This is a genomic window from Salmonella sp. SAL00670 (assembly GCF_046552235.1).
GTDB classification, from domain to species: domain Bacteria; phylum Pseudomonadota; class Gammaproteobacteria; order Enterobacterales; family Enterobacteriaceae; genus Salmonella; species Salmonella enterica.
Map to the genome: position 1 here is coordinate 24,046 of NZ_JBGDUO010000008.1, position 25,318 is coordinate 49,363.

The following is a 25,318-nucleotide window of genomic DNA, read 5'->3' on the forward strand; positions in this document are numbered from 1 at the left end:
CTTATTATTTGCTGGCATCCACTTTACGAATCTCAGCAATTTTTTTGCCTAAAAGTATTTGTAATATTGCCAACAGTACAAATGGTGGTAGAAGCGCAGTAGCCGCTGAAACACCTAATGCACCTTTTATTAACATTGCACCCGAAGCAATTAATAATAAAAATACTAAAACGCGGAATACTTTTACCGAAATACGCTTATGAACATATTGCCCGACTAAGGAACCGAGTATCATGGTAGGGATACAGAAAATAACCAGTTTAAATGTTGAAATTGTTAATATTCCACTGGTTGCCAGGCCGCCGACAACTGCAATGTTGTTTGCCGTAAAGAATGCATTCAGCGTACCGCGAAAAGCGGCTGGGCCAAGGTTACGTAGCATTCCATACATCACAACTGGCGGTCCATTTGTGGAAAAGGCCGCTCCTAGCGCCCCAGCTATCGCCCCTAACGGTGCAGCAATCCAACGTCTGTCATAGATGGGTAGACGGGGAATAAACATACTGTAGAATGAGTAGAGAATAAGAAAACCACCCAATCCTATTTTCATTATGTGATCAGGTAGATAGGAAAGTGCATATAAACCTACCGGAATGCCAAGAAAAGAGAAGCCGATAAGAACGGCAGCCGATCGCCAGTCCGTTTCTTTACGAGATAACCATGTGGCATAAATGGCGGTCGCTGTTCCGACAATAACAGAAAGTGGTGTTGCCATTTTTACAGGTAGCATTAGGGTTATGAGCGGCATGGTAGTCAATCCACCACCAAAGCCAGCACATATTCCTACGAATGTATAAAGAAACATTAAGGCTATAACGGTGTATATAACACCAGGTTCCAACATCACGCCATCAGGTGTAAATAAATTAAAGAAATCCATTATAATTCCTTCATTATCAAATTCTAAAATATTACTTTGACTGTTTTAAGTCAGGGTAATAGGTATCCTGCACAAATAAATACATGAACTATATGCATTCACCACAAATATTAAAAAACAATATATGCTGTTGTTTTGGTTTAAGTAATAGTAAGTCGATCCCAGAATTAAAGGCATTCGGCGGACAACTCATCGGTTCGATAGCTAATCCCCGGCGATTCAACTTTTCGCCACTATAGACCTGAAGCCACGGTTGATCGGAACATAAACTAACAGCCAGTTCCTGTTGATGGTTAATAATTTTCGCCTCCCATCGCTCGCTGTAAGTTTTGAAAGTATGATCAATCCGTTTATCACCAATTTTTTGTTGGATGGAATAGTCCAGATTCAGCTCATCGACGCGTAGTAACGTTGATGAGTTAGACTGTGTATCGAAAGCAAAAACCTCTTTTGCAGGAAGTTGCAGCGTATAATCATCAACAGGTGCTAAGTCGCAGGTTAAGTAGGGGTGAACACCGACGCCATAAGGTGCTGGTTTATCGCCGATATTTTGGCTAATTATTTCAACGGACAGCCCTGTTGTTGCGTCCAGTGAGTAAATAACCTGCGAAATCAATGCGAATGGGTAGCCATAGCTTGGCGGTAAAAATATGGAGAACGAGGCTTTTGTGGCTGTTAATTCATCAACTTGCCAGTCTCTCCATGCAAGCAAGCCGTGAATAGCGGCGTTAGAGCCATGTTCATTAATCGGCAACTGATACTCATGCCCATCATGCTGATAGATACCATTGGCAATACGATTTGGCCAAGGGATTAATACCTTACCCAGATGAGCAAGAGGCATCTCTTCTGGTTTATGAGGTATAACCAGATGCTTGCCCTGCCAGGTTAATTCGGCAAGACCGGCACCCACTGAAACTATTTGCGCCCGGTAATCACCTGCAGCGAGTAATATCGTATTCCCACCACTATGCATACATATCACCTTAATATTAAATACCCTTACTAAACAACGGCATATGCAATGTTCATTTGCTGATATGCCGTCGTTACCAGGCTTATTTATTTCGCATTGATATCTAACAAACCTGCTGCTACGGCTGGTGCCAGCCCTGGAGCGAGCGGGATGCGTGGAATTACCAGACAGTGCAGAAGATGGTATATATCCTGCTTACCGTCCCAGACTTTAGTTGTCACCTTGTTGTCAGCATCCAATTCTTGCCACCAGGAACCATTTTCATAGTCCATCAGGTATTTAATGCAGTAATCCCACCATGTTTGATACCAGGTTTCGTATTGACGATCCCCTGTTACGGTATAGAGGGCATAGGCTGTCCCCATCGCTTCTACAATTGGCCAGCGTACACGTTCACGTACAACGGGTTTCCCTTCCCAATCAACGGTATACACAATGCCGTCTGCTCCATCCGGAGCCCAGGCATCACGTACCGTAGCGTGGAACAAACCTTTCGCGTCTTCCAGCAGCCATGCAGGGGGTTGTTCGCATCTGGCTTCCAGTGCTGCGTGGATATGCAGCATTAAACGACCCCATTCGATCCAATGACCTGGAGTACCGCCAAATGCACGGAAACGGTGTGCTGGATTTTCTTTGTTATAGTCGCGGATAGGATTCCACTGTGAATCGAAATGTTCATTAACACGGTAATGATTATTTCTGGCTACATCATGAATAATGACTGATGCGATTCTGATAGCGCGATCCAGCCATTTTTTGTCATGGGTAACGTCATAAACAATCAGGAACGCTTCGACGGCGTGCATATTGGCGTTACCGCCACGGTAATCTTCGGTTTTGCTAAAGGCTTCGTCCCAGGACTCCAGGCACATCTGCTCTTCTTCACTCCAGAAGTATTTCTCAATCACTTCTATGGTGTAATCCAGCAATTTTCTGGCTTCAGGATGACCGGTCGTGACGGCGCTGGCCGCGCCCAGCAAGGCGAAGAAGTGTTGATAACCCTGTTTAGAGGCATCTACCACGCCCTGATCGTTAACGCAGGCATACCAGCCGCCGTATTTTTTATCGCGCAGCGCGCCGTTCATGGCTTTGATGCCATGATCGACCAGATCATAAGCGCCCGGTCGGCCCATCGACGCCGCCACGGAATAAACGTGCAGCATACGCGCCGTGATCCAAAGATGGGTGCCCATCTCTTCTTTAATTTGCCCTTTATTTCCCAGCCAGCCGAAGCCTGTCGGCACCACGGCGTTTTTACCGAAATTAAAGATGCGGTCGGTTTCCTGCTCCAGCCAGCGGTTGTGGCTCAATGTGTTAAACCATTTCATTCTTTCATCCTCGTATTAGCGGCGACAAGCCATCATTTCATCGACAATGTCACCTAAACGTTGCAATTTAGGCGCGGAAACATCACGTAGCATCAGCTCGGTATCCGGTAAACCAATCACTGATGACCAGACCGCGCGTCCCGCCAGGAACCCGGATGCGCCAGCTTCCATGGCGACCCTGACTGCGCGAGGGAACAGTTTTTCGTCCACACCGGAAGAGAGGATGACCCACGGCATATTGATATGCCCATTCAGGCGTTGTGAGGCGGTAAGAAGATCGGAGCGCGCGCCTTTGCCGTAGAGCGGCATTTCAACTTTGTAAAGATCGGCGCCGCTGTCGCCCAGCTCTTTGGCCGCATCGATAATCGCCTGCTCGCGATCGAACTTGTCGCCGCAGCGCGGCGGACGTACAACCGGTTCGATAATGCTCAGCAAACCATTGGAGTGGCATAATTCATTGAATTCTTTGACCATATCCAGACGCTGCTGCGCGTCTTCGTCGCTGCGCCACAGCACCAACAGTTTTAAGGCTTTCGCGCCATCCCGTTTTACCGCCTGCGCATTAATTTTTTTATCAATGACCACGTTATCAACGGGAATACCGTTGCCCGGGATGAAATCATCCGCCGCGACGATCATGGCGCAGCTTTTAGCGACCGCGTTTTGTTCTACGGCCTGGCGATAACAGAACTGCTGATCCAGCAGAACGGCAGAGGCATACGGGGAAAGAATTTTCGCCGCATTCACTTTGAAATCCGTCAGCACGCTATCGGCAACGGGTGTTTTCGCACCAGCAGCAGCAAACATTAAACGCATCGCCTCGCGCTGATCGACAGCCAGCATGGCAAACCCGCCGGACGCTCGCGTAATGTCTTTGATGGTGTAGTTGTTCATTCAATTTTCCTTTATACAGTCGTTACTTTTTTACGTTGGCGGTCAGCCCGGCGCTGATGCGCACCTGTTCCAGGATGGCGCTCCAGTCTTCCCGACCGCGGCCTGCGGCCCGGGCTTGGTTATAAACTTCACGGGAGGCGGCGCCGAGCGGCATCGGTACGTGCAGTTGATTGGCGACATCCAACGCGATGCCAAGATCTTTGTGCGCCAGATCGATCATGAAGGCGGGAGACAGATCCCCTTTCATCACTTTATTCGGCCAGGTGGTGGTGAAATGCCCTTTGCCTGCGGCAGTGCCGCTCATCACTTTTAAAGCCACGTCGAAGGAAAGCCCCAGCGCTTCACACAGCACGGCGGCTTCGGCGGAGAGCGCATTTAGCGCAATACTCATGTAGTTGTTGATCAGTTTTACGCGAATACCCATTCCCGGGCCGCCGGTGTTGACCAGCTCATTACCCATCGCCATCAGAACAGGGGTAGCGCGCTCTACTTGCTCCGCCGTACCGCCTGCCAGCAGCAACAATGTGCCGGTAATCGCGTTGTCGGATGTCCGGCCTACCGGCACATCCATCATGCTGAACCCTTTGCTCTGCATGTCGGCAATCAGCTTATCGGTTTGCAACGGATGAATAGTGGACATATCAATGACCAGCGCTTCACGGGAAAGGGTTTCACAAACGCCTTGCTCGCCAAACAAAACGGAACGAACCAGATCGCCGTTCGGGAGCATGGTGATAACAAATTCAGCGCCGATGGTTGCCTGAGCCGGGCTGCTTGCAGGTTGCGCGCCTTTGTCTACCAGACGCTGTACGGCGTCTGGATTAACATCGAAGACGCTGAGTTGATGGCCCTGCTTTAGCAGATTGCTCGCCATAGGGGAGCCCATCTGTCCCAACCCGATAAATGCTATAACTGCCATATCGTTCTCCTGAACACGGTGGTGTCATTTTTTGTCATTAATGAGCCTTTTTCTGTCTGTTTGTGATCGTATTTGTAATTTATAGTCAAAAAATTGACAGCCGTCACTTTTTAAACATTTCGTGAAATTAAAATGAGCACATCGAAAATGCTTGAGGAATGACCATGGTTCGTATTGCTTGTGTAGGTATTACCGTGATGGATCGCATCTATTACGTGGAAGGATTACCGACAGAAGGGGGTAAATATGTGGCGAAGCGCTATACGGAAGTGGGCGGTGGGCCTGCGGCGACCGCTGCCGTGGCTGCGGCGAAATTGGGCGCGCAGGTGGACTTTATTGGCCGTGTGGGCGATGACGACACCGGAAACAGTCTGCTGGCAGAGCTGGAATCCCTGGGGGTAAATACGCGCTATACCCGCCGCTACACGCAGGCCATGTCGTCGCAGTCAGCGATTATGGTGGATGCCAAAGGAGAGCGGATTATCGTTAATTATCCCAGCCCGGATTTATTACCTGACGCCGACTGGCTTAACGACATCGATTTTTCGCAGTGGGATGTGGTGTTGGCGGATGTGCGCTGGCATGACGGCGCAAAACAGGCGTTTACGCTGGCGCGTCAGGCTGGCGTCATGACTGTTCTTGATGGCGATATTACGCCGCAGGATATTAGCGAGCTGGTGGCGTTAAGCGACCACGCCGCCTTCTCCGAGCCAGGGCTGGCACGCCTGACGGGGATGAGCGAAGCCATTGATGCGCTAAAAAAAGCACAAATGCTCACAAATGGACATGTCTATGTCACGCGAGGCAGTGAAGGCTGCAACTGGTTGGAAAAAGCGGCGGTACGCCACCAACCGGGTTTTACCGTGGAGGTGGTGGATACTACCGGCGCGGGCGATGTTTTTCATGGCGCACTGGCATTTGGCCTGGCAAGCGGATACGCCATCGAAGAGGCTGTCAGATTCGCCAGCGGCGTTGCCGCGCTGAAGTGTACGCGCCCGGGTGGCCGGGCGGGTATCCCTGATTGTGAGCAAACCCGATCTTTCTTGTCACTTTTTGTATAATATGAGCAGTAGGAAGCTTTTAGAGGAATGCTCATGAGTCTTACCGAACTGACCGGTAATCCGCGACACGATCGGCTGTTAATGCTAATTGATGAGCGCGGCTATATGAATATCGATGAGTTAGCCAGTTTGTTGGAGGTCTCTACCCAGACGGTTCGCCGCGATATTCGTAAATTAAGCGAGCAGGGGCTGATTACGCGTCATCACGGCGGCGCTGGCAGAGCGTCCAGTGTGGTCAATACCGCCTTTGAGCAGCGAGAGGTCTCCTGGACGCAAGAGAAAAAAGCCATTGCGGAAGCCGTGGCTGACTATATTCCGGATGGCTCCACGATATTTATCACGATTGGAACGACGGTTGAGCAGGTGGCGCGCGCGCTGCTCAACCATAATCATCTGCGCATTATCACCAATAGCCTGCGCGTCGCGCACATTCTTTATAATAACCCTCGCTTTGAAGTGATGGTGCCTGGCGGCACGCTGCGCCCGCATAATAGCGGCATTATCGGGCCATCCGCGGCGGCGTTTGTGGCGGGGTTCCGGGCGGACTATCTCGTCACCAGCGTAGGCGCGATAGAGAGCGATGGCGCGTTACTGGAGTTTGATGTCAACGAAGCCAGCGTAGTGAAAACCATGATGGCCCACTCGCGACATATTCTGCTGGCCGCCGATCATACGAAATACCATGCTTCTGCGGCGGTTGAGATCGGCAATGTGTCACAGATTACCGCTCTGTTTACGGACGAGTATCCAGGTCCGGCATTACAGAATTTACTTCAATCCCAGCAAATCGAAGTGGTTCAGGTGAGTCCTTCGCTGGACGACGCCGTTTCAGCGTGACAAGCGCCCTTGCGCCGGAGGGTCGCGTCAGCGCTTTATCCGGCCAATAAAACGGCGCTGTGATGCAGGCGATATTGAACATCGTCTGCGTTTCTATTGTCTTTTTGTTAATTGATTTATAAAGGGATACATAGTCAAACTTCTCCTTTCCCGCTACAGTTATTCATCCCCGGTTAGCAAGGAGAATGACATGCTCTACATCTTTGATTTAGGTAATGTGATTGTCGACATCGACTTTAACCGCGTATTAGGTGTGTGGAGCGACCTGAGTCGAGTACCGCTGGCTTCGCTGAAGCAAAAATTTACGATGGGCGAGACTTTTCACCAACATGAACGCGGTGAGATAACGGACGAAGCGTTTGCTGAAGCTTTCTGTCATGAAATGGCGTTATCGCTCAGTTATGAACAATTTGCACACGGCTGGCAGGCGGTATTTGTCGGGTTACGGCCCGAAGTGATTGCTATCATGCATAAACTGCGCGAGCAGGGGCATCGCGTGGTGGTGCTATCCAATACTAACCGACTGCATACCCACTTCTGGCCGGAGGAATACCCGGAGGTGCGCGCTGCCGCCGACCATATCTATTTATCGCAGGACTTGGGAATGCGTAAGCCGGAAGCGCGTATTTATCAGCACGTCCTGCAGAAAGAAGGTTTTTCCGCTGCCGATGCGGTCTTTTTCGACGACAATGCCGATAATATAGAAGGGGCCAACCAGTTGGGGATCACCAGCATTCTGGTGAAGGATAAAGCCACCATCCCTGACTATTTCGCGAAGCTGTTATGCTAAAAACCGTTCACCAAAAAGCTGGACGCCATACGCGCCCTGTTCGGGCCTGGCTCAAGATATTATGGCAGCGTATCGATGAGGATAATATGACGACTCTGGCGGGAAATCTCGCCTATGTCTCATTACTCTCCTTAGTACCGCTTATTGCCGTCGTTTTTGCCCTTTTCGCTGCTTTTCCGATGTTTTCTGATGTCAGCATTCAGTTACGCCATTTTATTTTTGCTAACTTTATGCCAGCCACCGGAGACGTGATTCAGCGCTATATTGAGCAGTTTGTCGCTAATTCCAACAAAATGACGGCGGTGGGCGCCTGTGGACTGATTGTGACGGCATTGCTGTTGATGTACGCCATTGATAGCGCCTTAAACACTATCTGGCGCAGCAAACGCACACGGCCAAAAGTGTACTCTTTTGCGGTGTACTGGATGATCCTCACGCTCGGCCCGCTTCTCGCTGGCGCCAGCCTGGCGATCAGCTCCTACCTGCTTTCTTTACGCTGGGCCAGCGATCTGAATACGGTCATCGACAATGTATTGCGCATCCTTCCGCTGCTGCTCTCGTGGATCTCATTCTGGTTACTTTACAGTATTGTCCCAACGACTCGCGTACCGAACCGTGACGCCCTTGTCGGCGCGTTTGTCGCAGCGTTGCTGTTCGAGGCCGGAAAGAAAGGTTTCGCGCTTTATATCACCATGTTCCCGTCATATCAGCTCATTTATGGCGTACTGGCAGTGATCCCTATCCTGTTTGTCTGGGTATACTGGACCTGGTGTATAGTCTTGCTTGGCGCAGAAATAACTGTCACTCTCGGGGAATACCGAAAACTCAAACAAGCCGCAGAACAAGAAGAAGCTGACCAACCATGATTGCATTAATTCAACGCGTAACCCGTGCCAGCGTCACCGTGGAGGACGAGGTGACGGGTGAAATCGGCCCAGGACTTTTGGTGTTATTGGGTGTCGAAAAAGAAGATGACGAACAAAAAGCGAATCGTCTGTGCGAGCGCGTGCTGGGATACCGTATCTTCAGCGATGCTGACGGCAAGATGAATCTGAATGTACAACAGGCTGGCGGCAGCGTGCTGGTGGTGTCGCAGTTTACGCTGGCGGCAGATACCGAGCGCGGTATGCGGCCAAGCTTTTCCGGCGGGGCTGCGCCGGATCGCGCGCAGGCGCTTTATGAATATTTTGTCGAACGCTGCCGCCAGCAGGCGATAAACACGCAAACCGGACGCTTCGCTGCCGATATGCAGGTTGAGCTGGTTAATGACGGTCCCGTGACATTCTGGCTCCAGGTATGAGTCAGCTTCCGGCGTGGCCGCGGATAACAAGAGAGAGTACGGCTATGTATCACCTTCGAGTTCCGCAAACAGAAGAAGAATTAGAACGTTACTACCAGTTTCGCTGGGAGATGCTGCGTAAACCGCTGCACCAGCCGAAAGGGTCGGAACGGGATGGCTGGGATGCGTTGGCGCACCATCAAATGGTGGTGGACGAAGAAGGAAATTTAGTTGCAGTGGGCCGCCTTTATATCAATGCAGATAACGAGGCGTCTATCCGTTTTATGGCTGTACATCCCTCGGTACAGGATAAAGGGCTGGGGACATTAATGGCGATGACCCTGGAGTCTGTTGCCCGCCAGGAAGGCGTTAAGCGCGTCACCTGCAGTGCGCGCGAAGATGCGGTTGAGTTCTTTGCCAAACTCGGGTTTGTCAATCAGGGGGAGATTACTACGCCCACAACCACGCCAATCCGCCATTTTCTGATGATTAAACCGGTAGCATCGCTGGATGATATCCTGCATCGCGGCGACTGGTGCGGGCAGCTTCAGCAGGCCTGGTATGAGCACATTCCATTGAGTGAAAAGATGGGGGTGCGCATTCAGCAGTACACCGGGCAAAAATTTATCACCACGATGCCGGAAACCGGTAATCAAAATCCGCATCACACGGTGTTTGCCGGCAGCCTGTTCTCCCTGGCGACGCTGACCGGATGGGGACTTATCTGGCTGATGCTCCGTGAACGCCACCTGGGCGGGACGATTATTCTTGCTGACGCCCATATTCGCTACAGTAAACCCATTAGCGGAAAGCCAAACGCCGTGGCTGATTTGGGGTCGCTAAGCGGTGATTTGGACAGGCTGGCGCGGGGTAAAAAAGCGCGTGTCCAGTTGCAGGTTGAACTGTTGGGCGGCGAGACCGCCGGAGCAATTTTCGAAGGCATTTATATCGTACTACCTGCGAAACCGTTCGGCCCGTATGAAGAGGGCGGGAATGAGGAGGAGTAGCTGGACATATCCAACTACTCGATGAAGGCATCTGCTGGTAGTTTGAAGCGTTGTGTAAGCGCTTTAATATGATTAACCGTTAGTGCTCTGCGGCCATTTAAGATGTTGCTGACGTTCGATTTAGAACCAAGTTCGTTGGCAAGATCTGCTGCTTTGAGACCGTATTGATCCATGAGCGTTCGCAATACTGAAACGCCAAGGGGCGTTTTCTCCAGGTGTTGGTTGAGTGCTTTGAATTCCGGCGCATGTTTTTCGTATTCACTGATTCGGGCACAGAGCAATTCAAATAGTGGGTTTTCAAGATCGTCGTGGTCGACCAGAAACTCCACTAGCGCTAGTGCCCTGCGATACTCATTGTCATTTCGGTCTTCCCCCATCAGTGGGACGGTTTTTACCGCATCGCTGAAGGTATCAACGATCTTTTTTGCGCTGGTTGCATCCATCTGACGATGAGTTCTCATTCTTTATTACCCCGATAATATGCGGTCAGTTTGTCATATTCGGCATGGGAAACGATATGTTTCACAAATATCTTATGTAACCTGAAATCTATGTAGGAAATGAGTCTCAGGCTGTTACCAGAAACATCAATCACCCACCATTTATCTCTGTACTTAAAATTATCCAGTGAAGGAATATACCGCTTCATCTCTTCAGGCTGAGTGAATGTTTTTTTCTCAAGAACATTCAGCAACTCAGTGAGAGCAAGCTCATGGTTTGGATACATGAGCATCGCTTCATTGAACGGTTTTCGGCTGATAACATGCACAATGTCGTTCCATTACAAAGTTTTCAACCTGAAAACAACTTAGCGCAACGTTATCCAGTTTTCAAGTTGAAAACAAAATTGAATTTTAGGTCATTTTGCTTGTTGATGGACTTACAACACGCCAGGCCACATCTCGCATGGCGCTTCGTGCCGCCTGGCTCACGCCTCCGAGCTGGAAAAAGCCATGGATAACACCGAGATAGCGCTGGCAAGTACACGCCACGCCCTGTTCCTGGAACCGTTGATACAGGGCCTCGCCCTCATCGCGCAGTGGGTCGAATTCGGCAGTAATGATGTGCGTGGATGGCAGCCCGGCGAAGTCCTCACGCCAGAGCGGACTGGCTTCAGGATGCAGTGGATCGGTTCGCGGCATATACATCTCGTAGCCTGAAAGCAGCGTGTCACGCGTGATAATGTAATCCAGCCCATTACAGGTGTAGCTCGCAAACCTGGCGGTTGCGTCCAGCATGGGGTAGATCAGAATCAGCTGTGCAGGTTGCCATTGACGGGCGGCTTTCAGGCGTAGCGCGGTGACCAGCGCCAGATGCCCACCCGCGCTGTCACCAGCAAGCGTAATGTTCTCGCGATCTATCCCCAGTTTCTGGGCATATTTCCAGATAGTATTGGCTCCGGTTTCGGCATCGTTATGTGCGGCCGGGAAGGTGTGCTCTGGTGCAAGTCGGTACTGTGCCGCAATCACGCGACAACGGCTGTAAAAAGCTAACTGCCTTAACTGGTTATCGTGAGTGGCAAAACCGCCGCTGACAAAGCAGCCACCATGATAATAAATGATGCAGGGTAATTTCCCTGTGGCATTGAGCGGCGAAACCACGCGAAACGTCATGGCATCGAGTTCAATATCTTCAACCTGGACGCGGGTTTCTGTTTCTCCTGCCAGTGTCGTGCTGGCGATGTAGCCCGCCCTCCGGTCATCAATATTCTGTTCGCGAGAAGAGGGGCGGCCCGCAGCGATAAACCCGGCGACCAGTTCGGCAATTCCTTTTTCCAGTGGCATATAAGGCTCCTTAAGCTGTATGTATGTACAGTTTATAACCTGATTTGTTGGGGATGGAAAGTGGTGAAATGAGGGGATAATGATTCTGGATAGAGGTTCGCAAAAAATGGAATGCGGTTGGCGCTGGGTTTTTAATTTTTGTACTGTGAAATGATGATGCTATACGCCATTGACGTATAGATTATTTTCACTACTATAAGCCAATGGCGTATGGAATATGCAATTTATAGAAACGGAACTCTTTACTGAAGATGTTAAAAAACTGCTCGATGATGATGAATACCATAAGCTTCAGGTTTTTATGGCTCAGCATCCAGATTGTGGTGATGTCATTCAGGAAACGGGCGGCCTGAGAAAAATGCGCTGGGGAGCGCGAGGCAAAGGAAAGCGTAGTGGCGTGCGAATTATCTATTTTCACCGTAGTCAACGGTATGAGATTCGCTTGCTTCTGATTTATCAAAAAGGCATTAAAGATGATCTCACGCCGCAGGAAAAAGCGGTGCTTCGTATGCTGAATGAGAGGTGGTAGATGGATAAAGTGTTATTTGAGCGATTAACTCAAAGTATGTCTCAAATGAATGAAATCATTGAAGGGACCCGTGAGCCTTCTCGTACCTTTCATATTGATGCAATGAAGATTAAAGAAATACGGCAGGCATCTGGGTTGTCGCAATCTAAGTTTGCAGAACTGATTTCGGTCAACGTGGATACGCTGCGCAACTGGGAGCAAGGAAGACGTTCACCGACAGGGCCAGCCAAAGCGTTACTTCGCGCCATTGCCAACGACCCGAGAAACGTTATACAAGCATTGCGTTATTGAGCAATGATCCGGCTAACGTAGATTGCTAGCCGGTATACCAGAGAACTTATTCCCCTTCCCCCGGGAACAGGAACGGGTTGATGGAACTGCGGGCGAAGCCCTCCTGTTCCATGCGCGCGTCCAGCACCAGCGAGGCGAGGTCGTCGGCCACGGCTTCCACTTTCGGGTCTTTTTCCTGATAGAGAATCTTCAGGTAAGTCCCGCAATCGCCGCAGCTTTCGGCTTTCACCGCAGCCTGCTCATTTTCCAGCGACCAGTAGTGTAAGTCGCGGCTCTGTTCGCAGTTACTGCATTTTACGCGCACGACATGCCATTCGGTTTCGCACAGGTTACAGTGCAGATAACGCAGCCCCTGCGTGGTGCCGATTTGCACCATGCTGGAGACCGGCATCGAACCGCACACCGGGCAATACTGGCGCGCTTCACCGTATTCCGCGCGGGCTTTGCCTGGAATCAAGCTGGCCATTTGCGCCCAGTAAAGGGAGAGCGCGGCCCAGATAAAGGGGGCTTTATCGCTGCTGACGGAGGCAAAATCCGAGGCAAACAGCGCGCTGGCCATCTGCTCCAGCTCCTGCTCTGAGGCTTTCTCCAGGTTCTCAATCACCGCCAGCGCGGGGCCGCTCATCTCGGGTTTTAGCTCGGCAATTAACGAATGCAGCAGTTTTTGCCAGTGCTTATCACGCGGCAGCACGTGGATATCCAGCGGCGGTTTGCCCTGGTCGTTCGCTTCTTTAATACGTGCGGTCAGATCCATCTCCAGCGGATGGTCGTACAGCACCACTTCCTGCGCGTGCGCGATAAGCGCGGCAAAGCGCAGGTAATCGCCCAGCGGGTTATTTTCAGCCAGCTCGCGCAGACGTTCGGCGCGGCGGTTGTAGACGTTTTTGAGTCGGGGGAACAATAACGGCGGAATCATATCCGCCGTACGTTTCTCGCTCGACCCCAGCTCATCTTGCGGGATTATGCGAATACTCATTCAGTTTCTTTTTCCGTTGTCTTGCGGACTTCTCGGTACCAGCGCGGGTGATGCTTCTTCGCCCACGACCGGGTTACCCAGCCTTCCACCATCGCGGTAATGGTGCCTTTCACCCAAAGGGCGGCGTAGATATGCACCATGATAACCACAATTAACGCTACTGCGGCAAAAGAATGCAACATTAACGCGAATCGGATCACCGGGATTGAGAAAGCAGGCGCAAAGTACGGACGCCAGATAATTACCCCGCTCACCAGCAGCAGCACCAGGAAGATAATCGCCGCCCAGAATACGCATTTCTGACCGAAGTTATAACGCCCGGTGTCACCCACTTCCTCGTTGACGACGATCTTACGAATATTCTTCGCCCAAAAGATATCATCCCGATTGATTAGATTGTGGTGCCAATAACGGAAAAACATGATGATGAACGAGGCAAACATAACCACGCCCACAAACGGGTGCAGAATTCGCGCCAGTTGTGGGGTGCCCAGGATATGCATCAACCAGTTGAAGGATGGGAATAAAAAGCCCAGCCCGCTCACCGCCGCCAGCACGAAGCAGAAGGCGACGATCCAGTGGTTGATGCGTTCCGGCGCCGTATAGCGCACGATGGTGTCACGTCGTTTCATTTGCGCACCTCGTCTTTCTCTTCATGCAGGTTGTCATCTTCCTCTTCCGCGCGGTTCGGGCCGACGCCAACATAGTGGAAGACGCTGGCGGCAAAGGTCGCGGCAAAACCGAACGCGGCGAGCGGTTTCCAGACGCCTTTCCAGAACTTAACGGTTTCGCTGATTTCCGGGTTCTCCGGCAGACCGTGATACAGATTCGGCTTGTCGGCATGATGCAGCACGTACATGACATGCGTACCGCCTACGCCCGCCGGATCGTACAGACCCGCGTTGTCATAACCACGGGTTTTGAGTTCCGCCACCCGCTCGCCCGCCAGCGTTTTCATATCCTCTTTCGAGCCAAAATGAATGGCGCCGGTTGGACAGGTCTTCACGCAGGCCGGTTCTTGGCCGACCACCACACGGTCGACGCACAGCGTACATTTATAGACGCGGTTGTCTTCCGGGTTAAGGCGCGGCACGTTGAACGGGCAGCCAGCGATACAGTAGCCGCAGCCGATACACTGCTCGGACTGGAAGTCGACAATACCGTTAGCGTACTGAATGATCGCCCCTTCCGCCGGACAGGCCTTCAGGCAGCCTGGATCGGCGCAGTGCATACAGCCATCCTTACGGATCAGCCACTCCAGTTTGTCGTTCTGTTCCACTTCCGAGAAGCGCATCACCGTCCAGGATTTCGCGGTTAAGTCCGCCGGGTTGTCATACACCCCGACGTTATTGCCCACTTCATCACGGATGTCGTTCCACTCGGAGCACGCCACCTGACACGCTTTACAGCCGATACAGGTGGTGACGTCGATGAGTTTCGCCACCTCTTCCTGGTGGTCCCGCGCCTGGGGCGCGGGGGTGAAACCGTTAGTGGCGGAACGACGAATGATGTCTTGCGATTGATAAGCCATAGGTCGTCTCCGTTACACCTTTTCCACGTTCACAAGGAAGGATTTAAACTCCGGCGTTTGCGTGTTCGCATCACCGACGAAAGGCGTTAACGTATTGGCGATAAAGCCTTTTTTCGCCACGCCTTCGTAGCCCCAGTGAATAGGAATACCGATGGTATCGATATCCTTGCCGTCCGCTTTCAGCGTGCGAATACGCTTGGTCACCACTGCTTTGGCTTTGATATAGCCGCGGTTCGAGGAGACCTTCACGGTATCGCCATGCGCGATACCGAGCTTATTCGCCAGCTTCTCGCCAATTTCCACAAACTGTTCCGGCTGGGCGATAGCGTTAAGCAACGCGTGCTTGGTCCAGTAGTGGAAGTGCTCGGTCAGACGGTAAGTGGTTCCGACATACGGGAACTTATCCGCTTTACCCAGCGCGTCGGCATCGTCTTTAAAGATACGGGCGGCAGGGTTAGAGATAACGTTCGGGTGCAGCGGGTTAGTGCCCAGCGGCGTTTCAAACGGCTCGTAGTGTTCCGGGAACGGCCCTTCCGCCATCTTATCGATAGCAAACAGGCGGCCCATCCCTTCCGGCTGCATGATAAACGGTCCGACGTCGCTGCCGGGCGCGGCGGCGCTGTAGTCCGGAATATCCCATCCGGCCCATTTTCCGCCTTCCCATTTCAGTAGCTGACGTTTCGGGTCCCAGGGATTACCCTGCGGATCGGCGGAGGCGCGGTTATAGAGGATGCGGCGGTTAAGCGGCCATGCCCATGCCCAGCCCAGCGTGTTGCCGAGACCAGACGGGTCGGCGTTATCACGACGCGCCATCATGTTGCCTTCCGGCGTCCAGCTACCGGCGAAAATCCAGCAGCCGCTGGACGTCGTACCGTCATCACGCAGTTGCGCGAACGAACTGAGCTGTTGACCTTTCTTCACTACCACTGCGCCGGTTGCCGGGTCGATAAGATCGGCCAGCGCTTTACCATTACTTTCCATCGCCACTTCTTCAGAGGCGGGTTCGTATGGTTTGGTGTAGTTCCAGGTCATATTCAGCACCTGTTCCGGGTTGGCGCCGCCCTGTTCAGAGTACATCTTACGCAGGCGTAAGAAGATACCGGCGAGGATTTCGCCGTCGGTCATGGCAATTCCCGGGGCGTCCGCGCCCTTCCAGTGCCACTGTAACCAACGACCGGAGTTAACGATGGAACCATTTTCCTCGGCAAAACAGGTGGAAGGCAGACGGAACACTTCGGTCTGGATTTTTGCGGGATCAACGTCGTTCGACTCACCGTGGTTTTGCCAGAAGGTGGACGTTTCGGTGTTGAGCGGATCGATAGTCACCAGGTACTTCAGTTTGGAAAGCGACGCGACCACTTTGTTTTTGTTCGGGAATGAGGCCACCGGGTTAAAGCCCTGGCAGATATAGCCGTTGACCTTACCCTGTTTCATCATCTCGAAGTACTGCAACACGTCGTACCCTTTGTCCCACTTCGGTAGCCAGTCAAAGCCCCAGCTATTTTCCGCTGTCGCTTTATCACCAAAGAAGGCCTTCATCATTGAGACGAAGAATTTCGGATAGTTGCCCCAGTAGTTGACCTGATCCTTCAACAATGGCTTCGGCGTATTGGCAGCCAGATAGGTTTGCAGGTCGGTCTGTTTTTCGCTCGGCAGCGTCAGGTAGCCCGGCAGACTTTGCGACAGCAGTCCTAAGTCGGTCAGTCCCTGAATGTTGGAGTGACCGCGCAGGGCGTTAACGCCGCCGCCCGCCATCCCCATATTGCCGAGCAGAAGCTGGATCATCGCCATAGTACGGATGTTCTGCGCGCCGATGGAATGCTGCGTCCAGCCCAGCGCGTACAGGAACGACGCGGTTTTATCTTTTGCGCTGGTTTCTGCAATGTACTCGCACACTTTCAGGAAGTCCGCTTTCGGCGTACCGCAGATATTTTCTACCACGTCCGGCGTATAGCGTGAGACATGCTGTTTCAACAGATTCCAGACACAGCGCGGGTGTTGCAGTGTCGTATCGCGTTTGGCAAAACCGTTTTCGTCCAGCTCATAGTGCCAACTGGTTTTATCGTACTGCCGCTTATCTGCGTCGTAGCCGGTGAACAGACCATCATCGAAGCCAAAATCTTCACGTACGATCAGGCTGGCATTGGTATAGGCCTCGGTGTATTCACGGTTGTATTTTTCGTTGGTCAGCAGATACAGCATCACGCCTGACAAGAAGGCAATGTCAGTACCAGAGCGTATTGGCGCATAGAAATCGGCCACCGACGCGGTACGCGTAAAGCGCGGATCGATCACAATCAGCTTCGCGCCGTTGTGAATTTTGGCTTCCATCGCCCAGCGGAACCCGACCGGGTGAGCTTCTGCGGCGTTACCGCCCATCACCACGACGAGGTTGGCGTTCTTGATGTCGACCCAGTGGTTGGTCATCGCACCGCGACCAAATGTTGGAGCAAGACTTGCTACCGTTGGTCCGTGTCAGACACGCGCCTGGTTGTCGACCGCGAGCATACCCAGCGCGCGGGAGAATTTTTGCGTTAAATAACCCGTCTCGTTACTGGATGCGGAAGCGCACAGCATCCCGGTGGTGAGCCAGCGGTTAACGGTAACGCCTTCGGCGTTCTGCGCCTGATAGTTGGCGTCGCGATCTTCCTTCATCAGTTTAGCGATGCGGTCAAACGCTTCTTCCCAACTGATTTGTTGCCACTTATCTGAACCCGGCGCGCGGTATTGCGGGAATTTCAGGCGGCTTTCAGAGTGGATAAAGTCCACCAGACCGGCCCCTTTCGGGCACAGCGCGCCACGGCTTACCGGATGATCCGGGTCCCCTTCGATATGGAAAATAGATGCTTTGGCGTTTTTCGCACCGTCGCCGAGGCTGTACATCAACAGCCCGCAGCCAACGGAACAGTAGGTGCAGGTGTTACGGGTTTCGCGGGTGCGCAGCAGTTTATATTGCCGTGTTTCCGCTAGCGCTACGCCGGGCGCGAAGCCCAGTGCCGCCGCCGTGGTGCCTGCCATACCGCCAGCGCAGATCTTAAAGAACTGCCTTCTGCTGACCTGCATGGTTTGCTCCTTGTTTCGACATTGTCACTTCTCTTTCACATTTCTCTATCCGAAACGCTCAGGGAGTGGTTGTTATTTTTCTTTGCGGACGGGCCCGCAAAGGTTCAGAATTGGATAAATTTTCCTCCATCCGGGAGGAGTTGTAACAGAATACCATAATGTTGGTGTGTGTGTTCTTATATGGTTAAAAGAAAGTGAACAATATACTGTCTGAAGAAGTCCTAAATGTGACTGATTTCACAACCTCACGCCAGTTGACTCTCTGGAAACGCGAGGATTTGCAGTCCCCCCAACTTGATGATGTTGCCGAGGAAGTGCCAGTGGCACTGGTGTATAACGGCATTTCGCATGTCGTTATGATGGCCTCTCCGAAAGATCTGACGCATTTTGCAATGGGGTTTTCTCTGTCGGAAGGGATCATTGACAGCCCGCGTGAAATCTATGGCATGGACGTTGTACCGTCCTGTAACGGACTTGAAGTGCAGATTGATCTTTCCAGCCGTCGATTTATGGGGCTGAAAGCGCGTCGTCGCGCGCTGGCCGGACGTACCGGTTGCGGCGTATGTGGCGTGGAACAGCTCAATGACATCGGTAAGCCGGTGCAACCGCTGCCGTTTAGCCAAACGTTTAATCTCGGTAACCTTGATCGCGCGTTAAAACATCTGAATGATTTTCAACCGACGGGTAAGCTGACGGGTTGTACGCACGCTGCGGCGTGGGTCATGCCGTCGGGTGAACTGGCGGGGGGCCATGAAGATGTCGGACGCCACGTTGCGCTGGATAAACTGCTCGGCCGCCGCGCTACGGAAGGTGAGGAATGGCGGCAAGGCGCGGCGCTGGTTTCCAGTCGCGCGAGTTACGAAATGGTGCAGAAGTCCGCGATGTGCGGCGTTGAAATTCTGTTTGCCGTCTCTGCCGCAACGACGCTGGCGGTCGAGGTGGCTGAACGCTGCAATCTGACGCTGGTGGGGTTCTGTAAGCCGGGTCGGGCGACGATTTATACCCATCCGCAGCGGTTAATCGCAGACTAAAATAGTACCCTCTACATTTGCGTAAAATATATATTTTCTCAATTTTACAGCCTCTCTTGATAACGGAATCACGTATAGTGGCGAGGCCATACAGGTTTTAATCGTTTTTATGCTGGACCGCAGCTTATTCCAGCCATTCACGAGGCGCTTGCTACCCGGTAATACTTCGAACGAAAAAAGCGCCCCTGGGGCGCTCTTTCGGCAGTCGCTAACGACTTATTTGCTCAGTTTAGCGGTTATATGCACGCGATTTGCAGCGTGAAAAGCTTAGAACTCACGCTCAAGATGATAGCCATTATAGGTATCGATGAGCTCGTTATAAGCTTTAACCACAGCCTCATAAGAACCATCTACCATATCGCCGCTGCCGCTATTGAGGTAGTCCTGCTCATGCGAGGTATACGCCACGTTATCGCGCACGCGCCGAATGCGTTTTTTCACCTTGCCCTGGAATTTTTCCAGCTCAGAAATAAAACCAGGGAAGCTACGATGTTTATCTATATCAACGTTGATCTTCTCGTTTAGCTTCTGAGTATGCTCTTCAAAATCAGCGAGCTGTTTGCTTACTGCCGCCACATCAAAAGAATCATCAGCTACAGCGTCATTAAGCGTCTCGGCTTCCTGCATCGTCAAAAGCGTATAGTACTTAATGGATTTACCTTCTTTCTTCTCGGTCGCCTTAATTTCATTAGCCGCATGCTGCCCACTCATAATGGTAATCTCGGCGATATATTTCTTCGCAATGGGATCAAACTCATCGAACTGTTTTATAAACGTTTTATGGAACGCTTTAGCGCCAGCAAAGGCATCATCCTTGAAGTTATCTTGATCATAGTATTTATTCATACTATTGATTGTTTCAGCTAGTGGCCCAGCTGCATTAATAAATGCCAGAGCAGCACTATCCAGAGAGGCAAACGCCGGCTTTAATTCAGCCGCCGCCTTGATGTCTTTCCGGCAGTCCTGGATAAATGCAGGATACACAGGAACCAGCGGAGAGGGATCGTCTTCCTTACCGGTAGGGCCGGTGCGGAAATCGTCGAATGTGTTAGCATAACGATTTACAGCACGGTAAATATCTGCCTGGAGATTATTATAACAATCAATGTAAACATTCAGCTTTTGGTTAAGAACATCGTTCGCATCTGCGCTTTCCGCTGATGTGGATTGTGTATTGCTCGCTGATGAATCCGCACTCTGAGCTACAGGTTGTTCGTCCGCTTTTTTTTCATCACAAGCGCTTAGCCCGGCAGTCATCAGCATAGCGATAATAATTGATGATAACAAATCCTTTTTCATTAGAATAACCTATAAATAATATCATTGAAATTTACAGATTCATTTTAATGAAAAAAAACAGGTATGTGATTTATTCAACACAAAAAATACTTAATCCATATTTCATTATAATTAACATTATCAATATCAATGTGTTCGTTAAAATAAGAGAACCCCAACGTAAATATACAAAAGGCAATTAAATGAAAAGGAATTTATTATCCTCAGCGATAATCATTGCGCTAATGACCCTGGGCGCAACAGGATGTGATGACAATAATGTTAAAACCGAGGCGACGCCGGCCGCCAGCAGTCAGCCTGCGACGCCAGCGCCTTCTCAGACGCCGGAAACGCAATCTGACGAAAGTCCAGCGCAGCCCTCAGCAGCGAAGCCAGAAACGGCAACTCAGCCCCCGGTGGCGAAACCAGAAACGCCAGCTCAGCCGGAGGTTGACGCTGAAGAAGTTTATAGTGAAAAAATGGATGTCTATATCGATTGTTTTAATAAACTTCAATTGCCCGTTCAGCACAGTCTGGCGCGTTACGCGGATTGGGTGAAAGACTTTAAAAAAGGTCCGACAGGGAAAGAGAGCCTGGTTTATGGCATTTATGGTATTACGGAGTCTTACATAACGAATTGCCAGAAAGAGATGAAACAGGTGGCCGCCTTAACGCCATTACTTGAGCCTATTAATGGCGTTGCCGTTAGCTATATTGATAGCGCCGCTGCGCTGGGTAATACCATTAACGAAATGGAAAAATATTATACCCAGGAAAACTATAAAGATGATGCCTTTGCTAAAGGTAAGGCGCTGCATCAGACATTACTGAAGAATATCGAGGATTTTAAACCCGTCTCGGAAAAATATCATGAGGCTATTCAGGAAATAAATGACAGGCGGCAATTGACACAGTTGAAGAGAATAGAAGAAGCGGAAGGCAAAACATTTAACTATTATTCTCTGGCTGTCATGATTTCGGCAAAGCAGATCAACAAGGTTATTTCTGCCGATACCTTTGATGCCGAAGCGATGATGAAAAAAGTCGCGGAACTGGAAACAATGATTGCGCAATTGAAAGAAGTGAATACTGATGGCCGTAATTCTTCTTTCATCAGCTCTGCGGCTGATTATCAGCTACAAGCTAAAAAATATATTCGTCGCATCAGAGACAATGTTGAGTATTCTGATTTTGAAAAGAAACGGGTGCAGGACCCTGCAACAGGATGGATGGTTGCGGATTCTTATCCGGCGTCGTTGAGAAGTTATAACGAGATGGTGGATGATTATAACCGCCTGCGTTGAGTGACGGCACATTAACTGCGCACATGCTGGCGCAAGTGCCTATAAAATTACGCTATAACGCCAATAAAAAGCGCCGATCAGGCGCTTTTTTCGTTCATGTATTTCGTCAGGCAATATCCGTAAAATAGCTGACGTAAACATTAACTAAAGAGAGTTATTAGGAAAACCAGTAATCTGAAGCTATCACAAGATGTTGAAGTTACTCTGACAGTGTCATTGAGGATCGGCATTCATATGGAAAGCATTTATCCCGCCTGATGCGAAAGTTCTGGGCTACTTCAGCATAGGGCGGCCCAGCCTTCATCACTTATAGGGTGTCACGTCCAACTATTCTGTAAGACGTTAATTAATACCCGCCATTCGTAATAACGCGGTCACCACTGCAGCGGCGATAATCACCACAATAAGCGGCATTTTACGCCAGGCTAAAAATACGGCGAAGCCAACCCCAAGAACGCGCGCCATTCCGGCAAAATGTTCGCCTTCGTAAAAGGTGGTCGCCAGCGCGACGGAGAATAGCAGCACCGTTGCCGCATCCGAGAGCAGCGCCTGTGAACGCTCAGACAGCGCCAGACGGCTGCCAAGTTTCGCGCCGCCGAGGCGCATCAAATAGGTCCCCGCAGATAAAAGAGCAATACCGATAATAAATAGCGTCATATTGCCCATTATTTTTTCCTCGCCAGTAGGCCAAGCAGCGAAAGCAACACCGGCAATCCGGCAGCCACAAAGGGAACGGCGGCAAGCGACAGCGCGGCGCCGCTGCAACCACGAATCAATGTGGTGCGGTTTTTAAACGCCGGGATCACCAGCGCCAGTAAGATTGCCGGGAATACGGCATCCAGACCGATGGTTTCTGGGGCCGGGAGCAGTTTGCCGACACCTGCGCCAATCAGTGTGCCAATCGGCCAGAATAGGGCGACGCCCAGACCGCATAGCCAGTAGGCGGCTTTACGTTGTTCGGGTGTTTTTTGCGACAGGCCGAACACCACGCTCTCATCATTCATAATATGGCAGCCGAAAAAGCTGGCGGCGCGGGTGCCAACCAAATCGCGCACCGTTACGCCAAACGGCACGTGGCGCGCATTCACCAGCAGTCCTGCCGCCGCCGCCGCTAACGGATTGCCGCCGCTGGCAACAATGCCGATAAACATAAATTCGGACGCGCCCGCCAGTACAAAAATAGAGAGGACAAACGGCACCCACAGTGGGAAACCGTAGGCCATCGCCAGTGAGCCATAGGACATGCCGACGACGCCCACGGCCAGGCACACTAAAAATATCGCTTTTATCGTGTCTCCCTTGAGACAGGAAAAATAGTGTTTCATCTTCTTTAGTCATATCGAATGAATTTTCATTATAATGAACGGAACAGATTTGCTTTACAAGACGAACATTTCGTTCGTTATAGTGAACATTGGATGCTTTATGACACAACCTATTAGCGTCATTGCCAGAAGTCTGGTACGCGAACGCCAGCGAACCGGACTGTCGCTGGCGGAGATTGCGCGGCGCGCAGGCATCGCTAAATCTACGCTTTCACAACTGGAAGCAGGGAACGGCAACCCCAGCCTGGAGACGTTATGGTCGCTATGCGTCGCGCTCGACATTCCCTTTGCCAGGCTGCTGGAGCCGCAGGTACAAAAAACGCAGGTGATTCGCCGCGGAGAAGGCACCAAAGTGGTGGCGGAGCAGGCGCATTATCAGGCGATATTACTGGCGGCATGTCCGCCCGGCGCGCGGCGTGATATCTATCTGCTGTTGACGCAGCCGGGGGCCGACCGGATCTCTCACCCGCATCCGCCGGGGTCGGTGGAACATATTATTGTTACGCAGGGAAAAGCCCTCGTCGGCTTAACCGAGGCGCCGGAAGAGCTGGCGGAGGGCGATTACATTTGTTATCCCGGCGACCAGGCGCATATCTTTAAAGCGCTGGAACCGGATACTCAGGCTATCCTGGTAGCGGAGCAGAATTGAAATTGCCGGATGGCGGCGTAACCGCCTTATCCGGCCGACAAAAAATAAAACCGTAGGCCCGGTAAGCTTGCGCCACCGGGCACACGACTTACTGCAGATAGAACACCTCTTTTAGCTCTGCGCTGACCGGGCTGTTATCCGGATTCGCGGGCATAACGTCACGCATATGTTTCCACCAACGCTGGCAAACGTCGGTGCTGGCAACGGCGTTCCAGCGCTCCTCGGATTCAATCTCAACGGTGGCGAACAGCAGATTGCGCTCCTGATCGAGATAAATCGCGTAGTGATGCGCGCCGTGAGATTTTAATACGGCTTCCAGCTCCGGCCAGATTGGGTTATGACGACGCTGATACTCCTCGTGCGCGTCGGCATTTACCTGCATCACAAAGGCTTTGCGGATCATAACGCCTCCAGGTACAGCCCGCGAACTTCATCGCGGCTGGCGGTGCGCGGGTTACACGGCGCGCACGGGTCGGCGAGGGCTTTATCCAGCCAGCCTTCGATATCTTCTTTTGTGACGCCCAGCTTGCTGAAACCTTCTGGAATGCCGACGCGTTTGCTCAGCGTACGGATAGCGTTAATCGCTTCCTGACTTGCGGCTTCGTCAGACATACCGCGCGTCTCTACGCCCATCGCCTGTGCGATACGGGCAAAACGCGCGACGGCGTTCGGACGGTTAAAGTTCTCGACAATTGGCAGCAGGATAGCGTTGCAGACTCCGTGCGGCAGGTTGTGAGTTGCGCCCGGCTGGTGCGCCAGCGCGTGAACCAGCCCCAAACCGGCGCTGTTGAACGCCATACCCGCCAGGTACTGGCCGAATGCCATTTGCTCACGGGCTTCGAGGTTATGGCCATCGTCAACCGCTTTCGGTAGCCACAAATTGATTAAGCGAATCGCTTCCAGCGCGTTAGCGTCGGTAAGCGGATGCGCGCCAACGGAGACATAGGCTTCCACCGCATGGGTCAGGGCATCCATGCCGGTTGCGGCGGTCACAGAAGCGGGGATTTCCAGCATGACGCTGGCGTCATCCACGGCAATATCCGGGATGATATTCGGGTCGATGATCACCTCTTTGACCTTACGGGCAGAGTCGATAATCACCGCGTTGCTGGTCATCTCTGCCGCGGTACCTGCCGTAGTATTAATCGCTACCAGCGGTACGCCGGCGTTTTTCACTTTGCCGACGCCGGAGTAGGCGGTAGAAGGACCTGGGTTGGCGGTCAGAATTTTCACCGCTTTTGCGGTATCGATCGGGCTGCCGCCGCCGAAGGCGATAATGTAGTCACATTCTGCGCTCTGATACGCCGCAAAACCTTTCTGCACCAGCTCTTCTGTCGGGTTTGGGAACACCTCATCAAACAGGTGGTAAGACATTTGATGTTCATCCAGTGCGCTAAACAGGCTATCCAGCAGGCCCAGCTTTACCAGTTGACCATCGGTAACGATCAGCGCTTTGCCCCATTGCTTATTCGCCACGAGGTTCACCATATCGGCAATCGCTCCAGCGCCATGCAGGCTAATTTTTGGCAGTGCCAACATAAAGCTCATCACTATTCTCCTTAAAAAAATTCCCTGTTGCCCGATGG

At 51.6% G+C, this 25,318-nt stretch carries 28 protein-coding genes; 11 read left to right on the top strand and 17 right to left on the bottom strand.

The features are described 5' to 3' along the window. Window positions 1–4: 4 nt before the first annotated feature. The 5 genes from ACLJRS_RS20540 to yihU all read right to left on the bottom strand — a co-directional run bounded on the left by ACLJRS_RS20540 (window position 5) and on the right by yihU (window position 4,997). On the bottom strand, window positions 5–880 hold the full coding sequence (locus tag ACLJRS_RS20540) for a sulfite exporter TauE/SafE family protein (protein WP_000345334.1): 876 nt from the start codon (window positions 878–880) through the stop codon (window positions 5–7). Between the two features lie 88 nt (window positions 881–968). Then, window positions 969–1,871, bottom strand: coding sequence for an aldose-1-epimerase (locus tag ACLJRS_RS20545; protein WP_024131638.1), 903 nt, complete (start codon window positions 1,869–1,871; stop codon window positions 969–971). Window positions 1,872–1,942: 71 nt separating this feature from the next. Then, a complete protein-coding gene (yihS, locus tag ACLJRS_RS20550; RefSeq protein ID WP_000870940.1) occupies window positions 1,943–3,184 on the bottom strand; it encodes a sulfoquinovose isomerase in 1,242 nt (413 codons plus the stop codon). Window positions 3,185–3,199: 15 nt separating this feature from the next. Further along, window positions 3,200–4,078: a sulfofructosephosphate aldolase gene (gene yihT, locus ACLJRS_RS20555; RefSeq protein ID WP_001067412.1), complete on the bottom strand. Its 879-nt coding sequence runs from the start codon at window positions 4,076–4,078 to the stop codon at window positions 3,200–3,202. A gap of 22 nt (window positions 4,079–4,100) precedes the next feature. After that, window positions 4,101–4,997: a sulfolactaldehyde 3-reductase gene (yihU, locus tag ACLJRS_RS20560; protein ID WP_000268249.1), complete on the bottom strand. Its 897-nt coding sequence runs from the start codon at window positions 4,995–4,997 to the stop codon at window positions 4,101–4,103. Between the two features lie 164 nt (window positions 4,998–5,161). Here yihU and ACLJRS_RS20565 point away from each other — a divergent pair, with 164 nt between their 5' ends. From ACLJRS_RS20565 to fabY, 6 genes are all read left to right on the top strand, one after another. Continuing rightward, window positions 5,162–6,058, top strand: a complete 897-nt coding sequence (locus tag ACLJRS_RS20565; protein ID WP_001520529.1) for a sugar kinase — start codon at window positions 5,162–5,164, stop codon at window positions 6,056–6,058. Between the two features lie 33 nt (window positions 6,059–6,091). Next, window positions 6,092–6,895: a DeoR/GlpR family DNA-binding transcription regulator gene (locus ACLJRS_RS20570; RefSeq protein WP_000059693.1), complete on the top strand. Its 804-nt coding sequence runs from the start codon at window positions 6,092–6,094 to the stop codon at window positions 6,893–6,895. A gap of 190 nt (window positions 6,896–7,085) precedes the next feature. Next, window positions 7,086–7,685: a glucose-1-phosphatase gene (gene yihX / locus ACLJRS_RS20575; protein ID WP_000965695.1), complete on the top strand. Its 600-nt coding sequence runs from the start codon at window positions 7,086–7,088 to the stop codon at window positions 7,683–7,685. Continuing rightward, entirely contained in the window at window positions 7,679–8,551 is an 873-nt protein-coding gene (locus ACLJRS_RS20580) for a virulence factor BrkB family protein (RefSeq protein ID WP_410957892.1), read from the top strand. The genes yihX and ACLJRS_RS20580 overlap by 7 nt, the downstream gene beginning before the upstream one ends. Beyond that, window positions 8,548–8,985, top strand: coding sequence for a D-aminoacyl-tRNA deacylase (gene dtd / locus ACLJRS_RS20585; RefSeq protein ID WP_000560969.1), 438 nt, complete (start codon window positions 8,548–8,550; stop codon window positions 8,983–8,985). Before ACLJRS_RS20580 ends, dtd begins: the two co-directional genes overlap by 4 nt. A 44-nt stretch (window positions 8,986–9,029) precedes the next feature. Further along, window positions 9,030–9,971, top strand: a complete 942-nt coding sequence (gene fabY, locus ACLJRS_RS20590; protein WP_001518251.1) for a fatty acid biosynthesis protein FabY — start codon at window positions 9,030–9,032, stop codon at window positions 9,969–9,971. Between the two features lie 14 nt (window positions 9,972–9,985). Here fabY and ACLJRS_RS20595 read toward each other — a convergent pair whose 3' ends face one another. The 3 genes from ACLJRS_RS20595 to ACLJRS_RS20605 form a co-directional block, all read right to left on the bottom strand. Next, complete coding sequence (locus ACLJRS_RS20595; RefSeq protein ID WP_410957893.1) at window positions 9,986–10,432, bottom strand: helix-turn-helix domain-containing protein; 447 nt, start codon at window positions 10,430–10,432, stop codon at window positions 9,986–9,988. Next, on the bottom strand, window positions 10,429–10,740 hold the full coding sequence (locus ACLJRS_RS20600; protein WP_000558166.1) for a type II toxin-antitoxin system HigB family toxin: 312 nt from the start codon (window positions 10,738–10,740) through the stop codon (window positions 10,429–10,431). The genes ACLJRS_RS20595 and ACLJRS_RS20600 overlap by 4 nt, the downstream gene beginning before the upstream one ends. Before the next feature lie 85 nt (window positions 10,741–10,825). After that, window positions 10,826–11,755 (bottom strand): alpha/beta hydrolase, encoded by a 930-nt coding sequence (locus ACLJRS_RS20605; RefSeq protein ID WP_001127704.1) that lies wholly within the window; start codon window positions 11,753–11,755, stop codon window positions 10,826–10,828. A gap of 217 nt (window positions 11,756–11,972) precedes the next feature. Between ACLJRS_RS20605 and ACLJRS_RS20610 the strand changes: the two genes are divergently transcribed. Continuing rightward, complete coding sequence (locus tag ACLJRS_RS20610; protein ID WP_001159630.1) at window positions 11,973–12,284, top strand: cytotoxic translational repressor of toxin-antitoxin stability system; 312 nt, start codon at window positions 11,973–11,975, stop codon at window positions 12,282–12,284. After that, window positions 12,285–12,575: a helix-turn-helix domain-containing protein gene (locus tag ACLJRS_RS20615; protein ID WP_000362050.1), complete on the top strand. Its 291-nt coding sequence runs from the start codon at window positions 12,285–12,287 to the stop codon at window positions 12,573–12,575. 46 nt (window positions 12,576–12,621) lie between these two features. On the opposite strand, the gene fdhE is transcribed toward ACLJRS_RS20615, so the two are convergent. From fdhE to fdnG, 4 genes are read right to left on the bottom strand one after another with little or no spacing between them, the layout of a single operon-like run. After that, window positions 12,622–13,551, bottom strand: coding sequence for a formate dehydrogenase accessory protein FdhE (gene fdhE, locus ACLJRS_RS20620; RefSeq protein ID WP_000027730.1), 930 nt, complete (start codon window positions 13,549–13,551; stop codon window positions 12,622–12,624). Further along, the gene (fdoI, locus tag ACLJRS_RS20625; RefSeq protein ID WP_000829025.1) at window positions 13,548–14,183 is read right to left on the bottom strand and encodes a formate dehydrogenase cytochrome b556 subunit; all 636 of its coding nucleotides are present in this window, start codon (window positions 14,181–14,183) and stop codon (window positions 13,548–13,550) included. Before fdoI ends, fdhE begins: the two co-directional genes overlap by 4 nt. Next, window positions 14,180–15,082 (bottom strand): formate dehydrogenase subunit beta, encoded by a 903-nt coding sequence (gene fdxH, locus ACLJRS_RS20630; protein WP_000331364.1) that lies wholly within the window; start codon window positions 15,080–15,082, stop codon window positions 14,180–14,182. The genes fdoI and fdxH overlap by 4 nt, the downstream gene beginning before the upstream one ends. 12 nt (window positions 15,083–15,094) lie before the next feature. Continuing rightward, window positions 15,095–18,145 (bottom strand): formate dehydrogenase-N subunit alpha, encoded by a 3,051-nt coding sequence (gene fdnG, locus ACLJRS_RS20635; RefSeq protein WP_077248424.1) that lies wholly within the window; start codon window positions 18,143–18,145, stop codon window positions 15,095–15,097. Between the two features lie 194 nt (window positions 18,146–18,339). Between fdnG and fdhD the strand changes: the two genes are divergently transcribed. Then, the gene (fdhD, locus tag ACLJRS_RS20640) at window positions 18,340–19,176 is read left to right on the top strand and encodes a formate dehydrogenase accessory sulfurtransferase FdhD (RefSeq protein WP_001059744.1); all 837 of its coding nucleotides are present in this window, start codon (window positions 18,340–18,342) and stop codon (window positions 19,174–19,176) included. 267 nt (window positions 19,177–19,443) lie between these two features. Here the strand turns inward: fdhD and ACLJRS_RS20645 are convergent, their stop codons facing one another. After that, a complete protein-coding gene (locus ACLJRS_RS20645; protein ID WP_000710967.1) occupies window positions 19,444–20,475 on the bottom strand; it encodes a YiiG family protein in 1,032 nt (343 codons plus the stop codon). A gap of 182 nt (window positions 20,476–20,657) precedes the next feature. Between ACLJRS_RS20645 and ACLJRS_RS20650 the strand changes: the two genes are divergently transcribed. Beyond that, window positions 20,658–21,758: a DUF3829 domain-containing protein gene (locus ACLJRS_RS20650; protein WP_410957894.1), complete on the top strand. Its 1,101-nt coding sequence runs from the start codon at window positions 20,658–20,660 to the stop codon at window positions 21,756–21,758. 342 nt (window positions 21,759–22,100) lie between these two features. Here the strand turns inward: ACLJRS_RS20650 and ACLJRS_RS20655 are convergent, their stop codons facing one another. Both ACLJRS_RS20655 and ACLJRS_RS20660 read right to left on the bottom strand, forming a co-directional pair. Continuing rightward, window positions 22,101–22,424 carry an AzlD domain-containing protein gene (locus tag ACLJRS_RS20655; protein WP_000527677.1) on the bottom strand — a complete coding sequence of 108 codons (324 nt, stop codon included), beginning with the start codon at window positions 22,422–22,424 and terminating at the stop codon, window positions 22,101–22,103. Next, complete coding sequence (locus tag ACLJRS_RS20660; RefSeq protein WP_000683586.1) at window positions 22,424–23,083, bottom strand: AzlC family ABC transporter permease; 660 nt, start codon at window positions 23,081–23,083, stop codon at window positions 22,424–22,426. Before ACLJRS_RS20660 ends, ACLJRS_RS20655 begins: the two co-directional genes overlap by 1 nt. 100 nt (window positions 23,084–23,183) lie before the next feature. Between ACLJRS_RS20660 and ACLJRS_RS20665 the strand changes: the two genes are divergently transcribed. Further along, complete coding sequence (locus ACLJRS_RS20665) at window positions 23,184–23,732, top strand: helix-turn-helix domain-containing protein (RefSeq protein ID WP_001517951.1); 549 nt, start codon at window positions 23,184–23,186, stop codon at window positions 23,730–23,732. 88 nt (window positions 23,733–23,820) lie between these two features. Here ACLJRS_RS20665 and rhaM read toward each other — a convergent pair whose 3' ends face one another. Both rhaM and fucO read right to left on the bottom strand, forming a co-directional pair. Continuing rightward, a complete protein-coding gene (gene rhaM / locus ACLJRS_RS20670; RefSeq protein WP_000619478.1) occupies window positions 23,821–24,135 on the bottom strand; it encodes an L-rhamnose mutarotase in 315 nt (104 codons plus the stop codon). Beyond that, a complete protein-coding gene (gene fucO / locus ACLJRS_RS20675) occupies window positions 24,132–25,280 on the bottom strand; it encodes a lactaldehyde reductase (RefSeq protein WP_000009249.1) in 1,149 nt (382 codons plus the stop codon). The genes rhaM and fucO overlap by 4 nt, the downstream gene beginning before the upstream one ends. Between the last annotated feature and the right edge of the window lie 38 nt (window positions 25,281–25,318).

What these genes read in the sequence shown, in the direction of transcription:
- ACLJRS_RS20540 (WP_000345334.1), bottom strand. Translation starts at nt 880, where the DNA reads ATGGATTTCTTTAATTTATTTACACCTGATGGCGTGATGTTGGAACCT.
- yihS (WP_000870940.1), bottom strand. Translation starts at nt 3,184, where the DNA reads ATGAAATGGTTTAACACATTGAGCCACAACCGCTGGCTGGAGCAGGAA.
- yihT (WP_001067412.1), bottom strand. Translation starts at nt 4,078, where the DNA reads ATGAACAACTACACCATCAAAGACATTACGCGAGCGTCCGGCGGGTTT.
- yihU (WP_000268249.1), bottom strand. Translation starts at nt 4,997, where the DNA reads ATGGCAGTTATAGCATTTATCGGGTTGGGACAGATGGGCTCCCCTATG.
- ACLJRS_RS20565 (WP_001520529.1), top strand. Translation starts at nt 5,162, where the DNA reads ATGGTTCGTATTGCTTGTGTAGGTATTACCGTGATGGATCGCATCTAT.
- ACLJRS_RS20570 (WP_000059693.1), top strand. Translation starts at nt 6,092, where the DNA reads ATGAGTCTTACCGAACTGACCGGTAATCCGCGACACGATCGGCTGTTA.
- yihX (WP_000965695.1), top strand. Translation starts at nt 7,086, where the DNA reads ATGCTCTACATCTTTGATTTAGGTAATGTGATTGTCGACATCGACTTT.
- ACLJRS_RS20580 (WP_410957892.1), top strand. Translation starts at nt 7,679, where the DNA reads ATGCTAAAAACCGTTCACCAAAAAGCTGGACGCCATACGCGCCCTGTT.
- dtd (WP_000560969.1), top strand. Translation starts at nt 8,548, where the DNA reads ATGATTGCATTAATTCAACGCGTAACCCGTGCCAGCGTCACCGTGGAG.
- fabY (WP_001518251.1), top strand. Translation starts at nt 9,030, where the DNA reads ATGTATCACCTTCGAGTTCCGCAAACAGAAGAAGAATTAGAACGTTAC.
- ACLJRS_RS20595 (WP_410957893.1), bottom strand. Translation starts at nt 10,432, where the DNA reads ATGAGAACTCATCGTCAGATGGATGCAACCAGCGCAAAAAAGATCGTT.
- ACLJRS_RS20605 (WP_001127704.1), bottom strand. Translation starts at nt 11,755, where the DNA reads ATGCCACTGGAAAAAGGAATTGCCGAACTGGTCGCCGGGTTTATCGCT.
- ACLJRS_RS20610 (WP_001159630.1), top strand. Translation starts at nt 11,973, where the DNA reads ATGCAATTTATAGAAACGGAACTCTTTACTGAAGATGTTAAAAAACTG.
- ACLJRS_RS20615 (WP_000362050.1), top strand. Translation starts at nt 12,285, where the DNA reads ATGGATAAAGTGTTATTTGAGCGATTAACTCAAAGTATGTCTCAAATG.
- fdhE (WP_000027730.1), bottom strand. Translation starts at nt 13,551, where the DNA reads ATGAGTATTCGCATAATCCCGCAAGATGAGCTGGGGTCGAGCGAGAAA.
- fdoI (WP_000829025.1), bottom strand. Translation starts at nt 14,183, where the DNA reads ATGAAACGACGTGACACCATCGTGCGCTATACGGCGCCGGAACGCATC.
- fdxH (WP_000331364.1), bottom strand. Translation starts at nt 15,082, where the DNA reads ATGGCTTATCAATCGCAAGACATCATTCGTCGTTCCGCCACTAACGGT.
- ACLJRS_RS20645 (WP_000710967.1), bottom strand. Translation starts at nt 20,475, where the DNA reads ATGAAAAAGGATTTGTTATCATCAATTATTATCGCTATGCTGATGACT.
- ACLJRS_RS20650 (WP_410957894.1), top strand. Translation starts at nt 20,658, where the DNA reads ATGAAAAGGAATTTATTATCCTCAGCGATAATCATTGCGCTAATGACC.
- ACLJRS_RS20655 (WP_000527677.1), bottom strand. Translation starts at nt 22,424, where the DNA reads ATGGGCAATATGACGCTATTTATTATCGGTATTGCTCTTTTATCTGCG.
- ACLJRS_RS20660 (WP_000683586.1), bottom strand. Translation starts at nt 23,083, where the DNA reads ATGAAACACTATTTTTCCTGTCTCAAGGGAGACACGATAAAAGCGATA.
- ACLJRS_RS20665 (WP_001517951.1), top strand. Translation starts at nt 23,184, where the DNA reads ATGACACAACCTATTAGCGTCATTGCCAGAAGTCTGGTACGCGAACGC.
- rhaM (WP_000619478.1), bottom strand. Translation starts at nt 24,135, where the DNA reads ATGATCCGCAAAGCCTTTGTGATGCAGGTAAATGCCGACGCGCACGAG.
- fucO (WP_000009249.1), bottom strand. Translation starts at nt 25,280, where the DNA reads ATGAGCTTTATGTTGGCACTGCCAAAAATTAGCCTGCATGGCGCTGGA.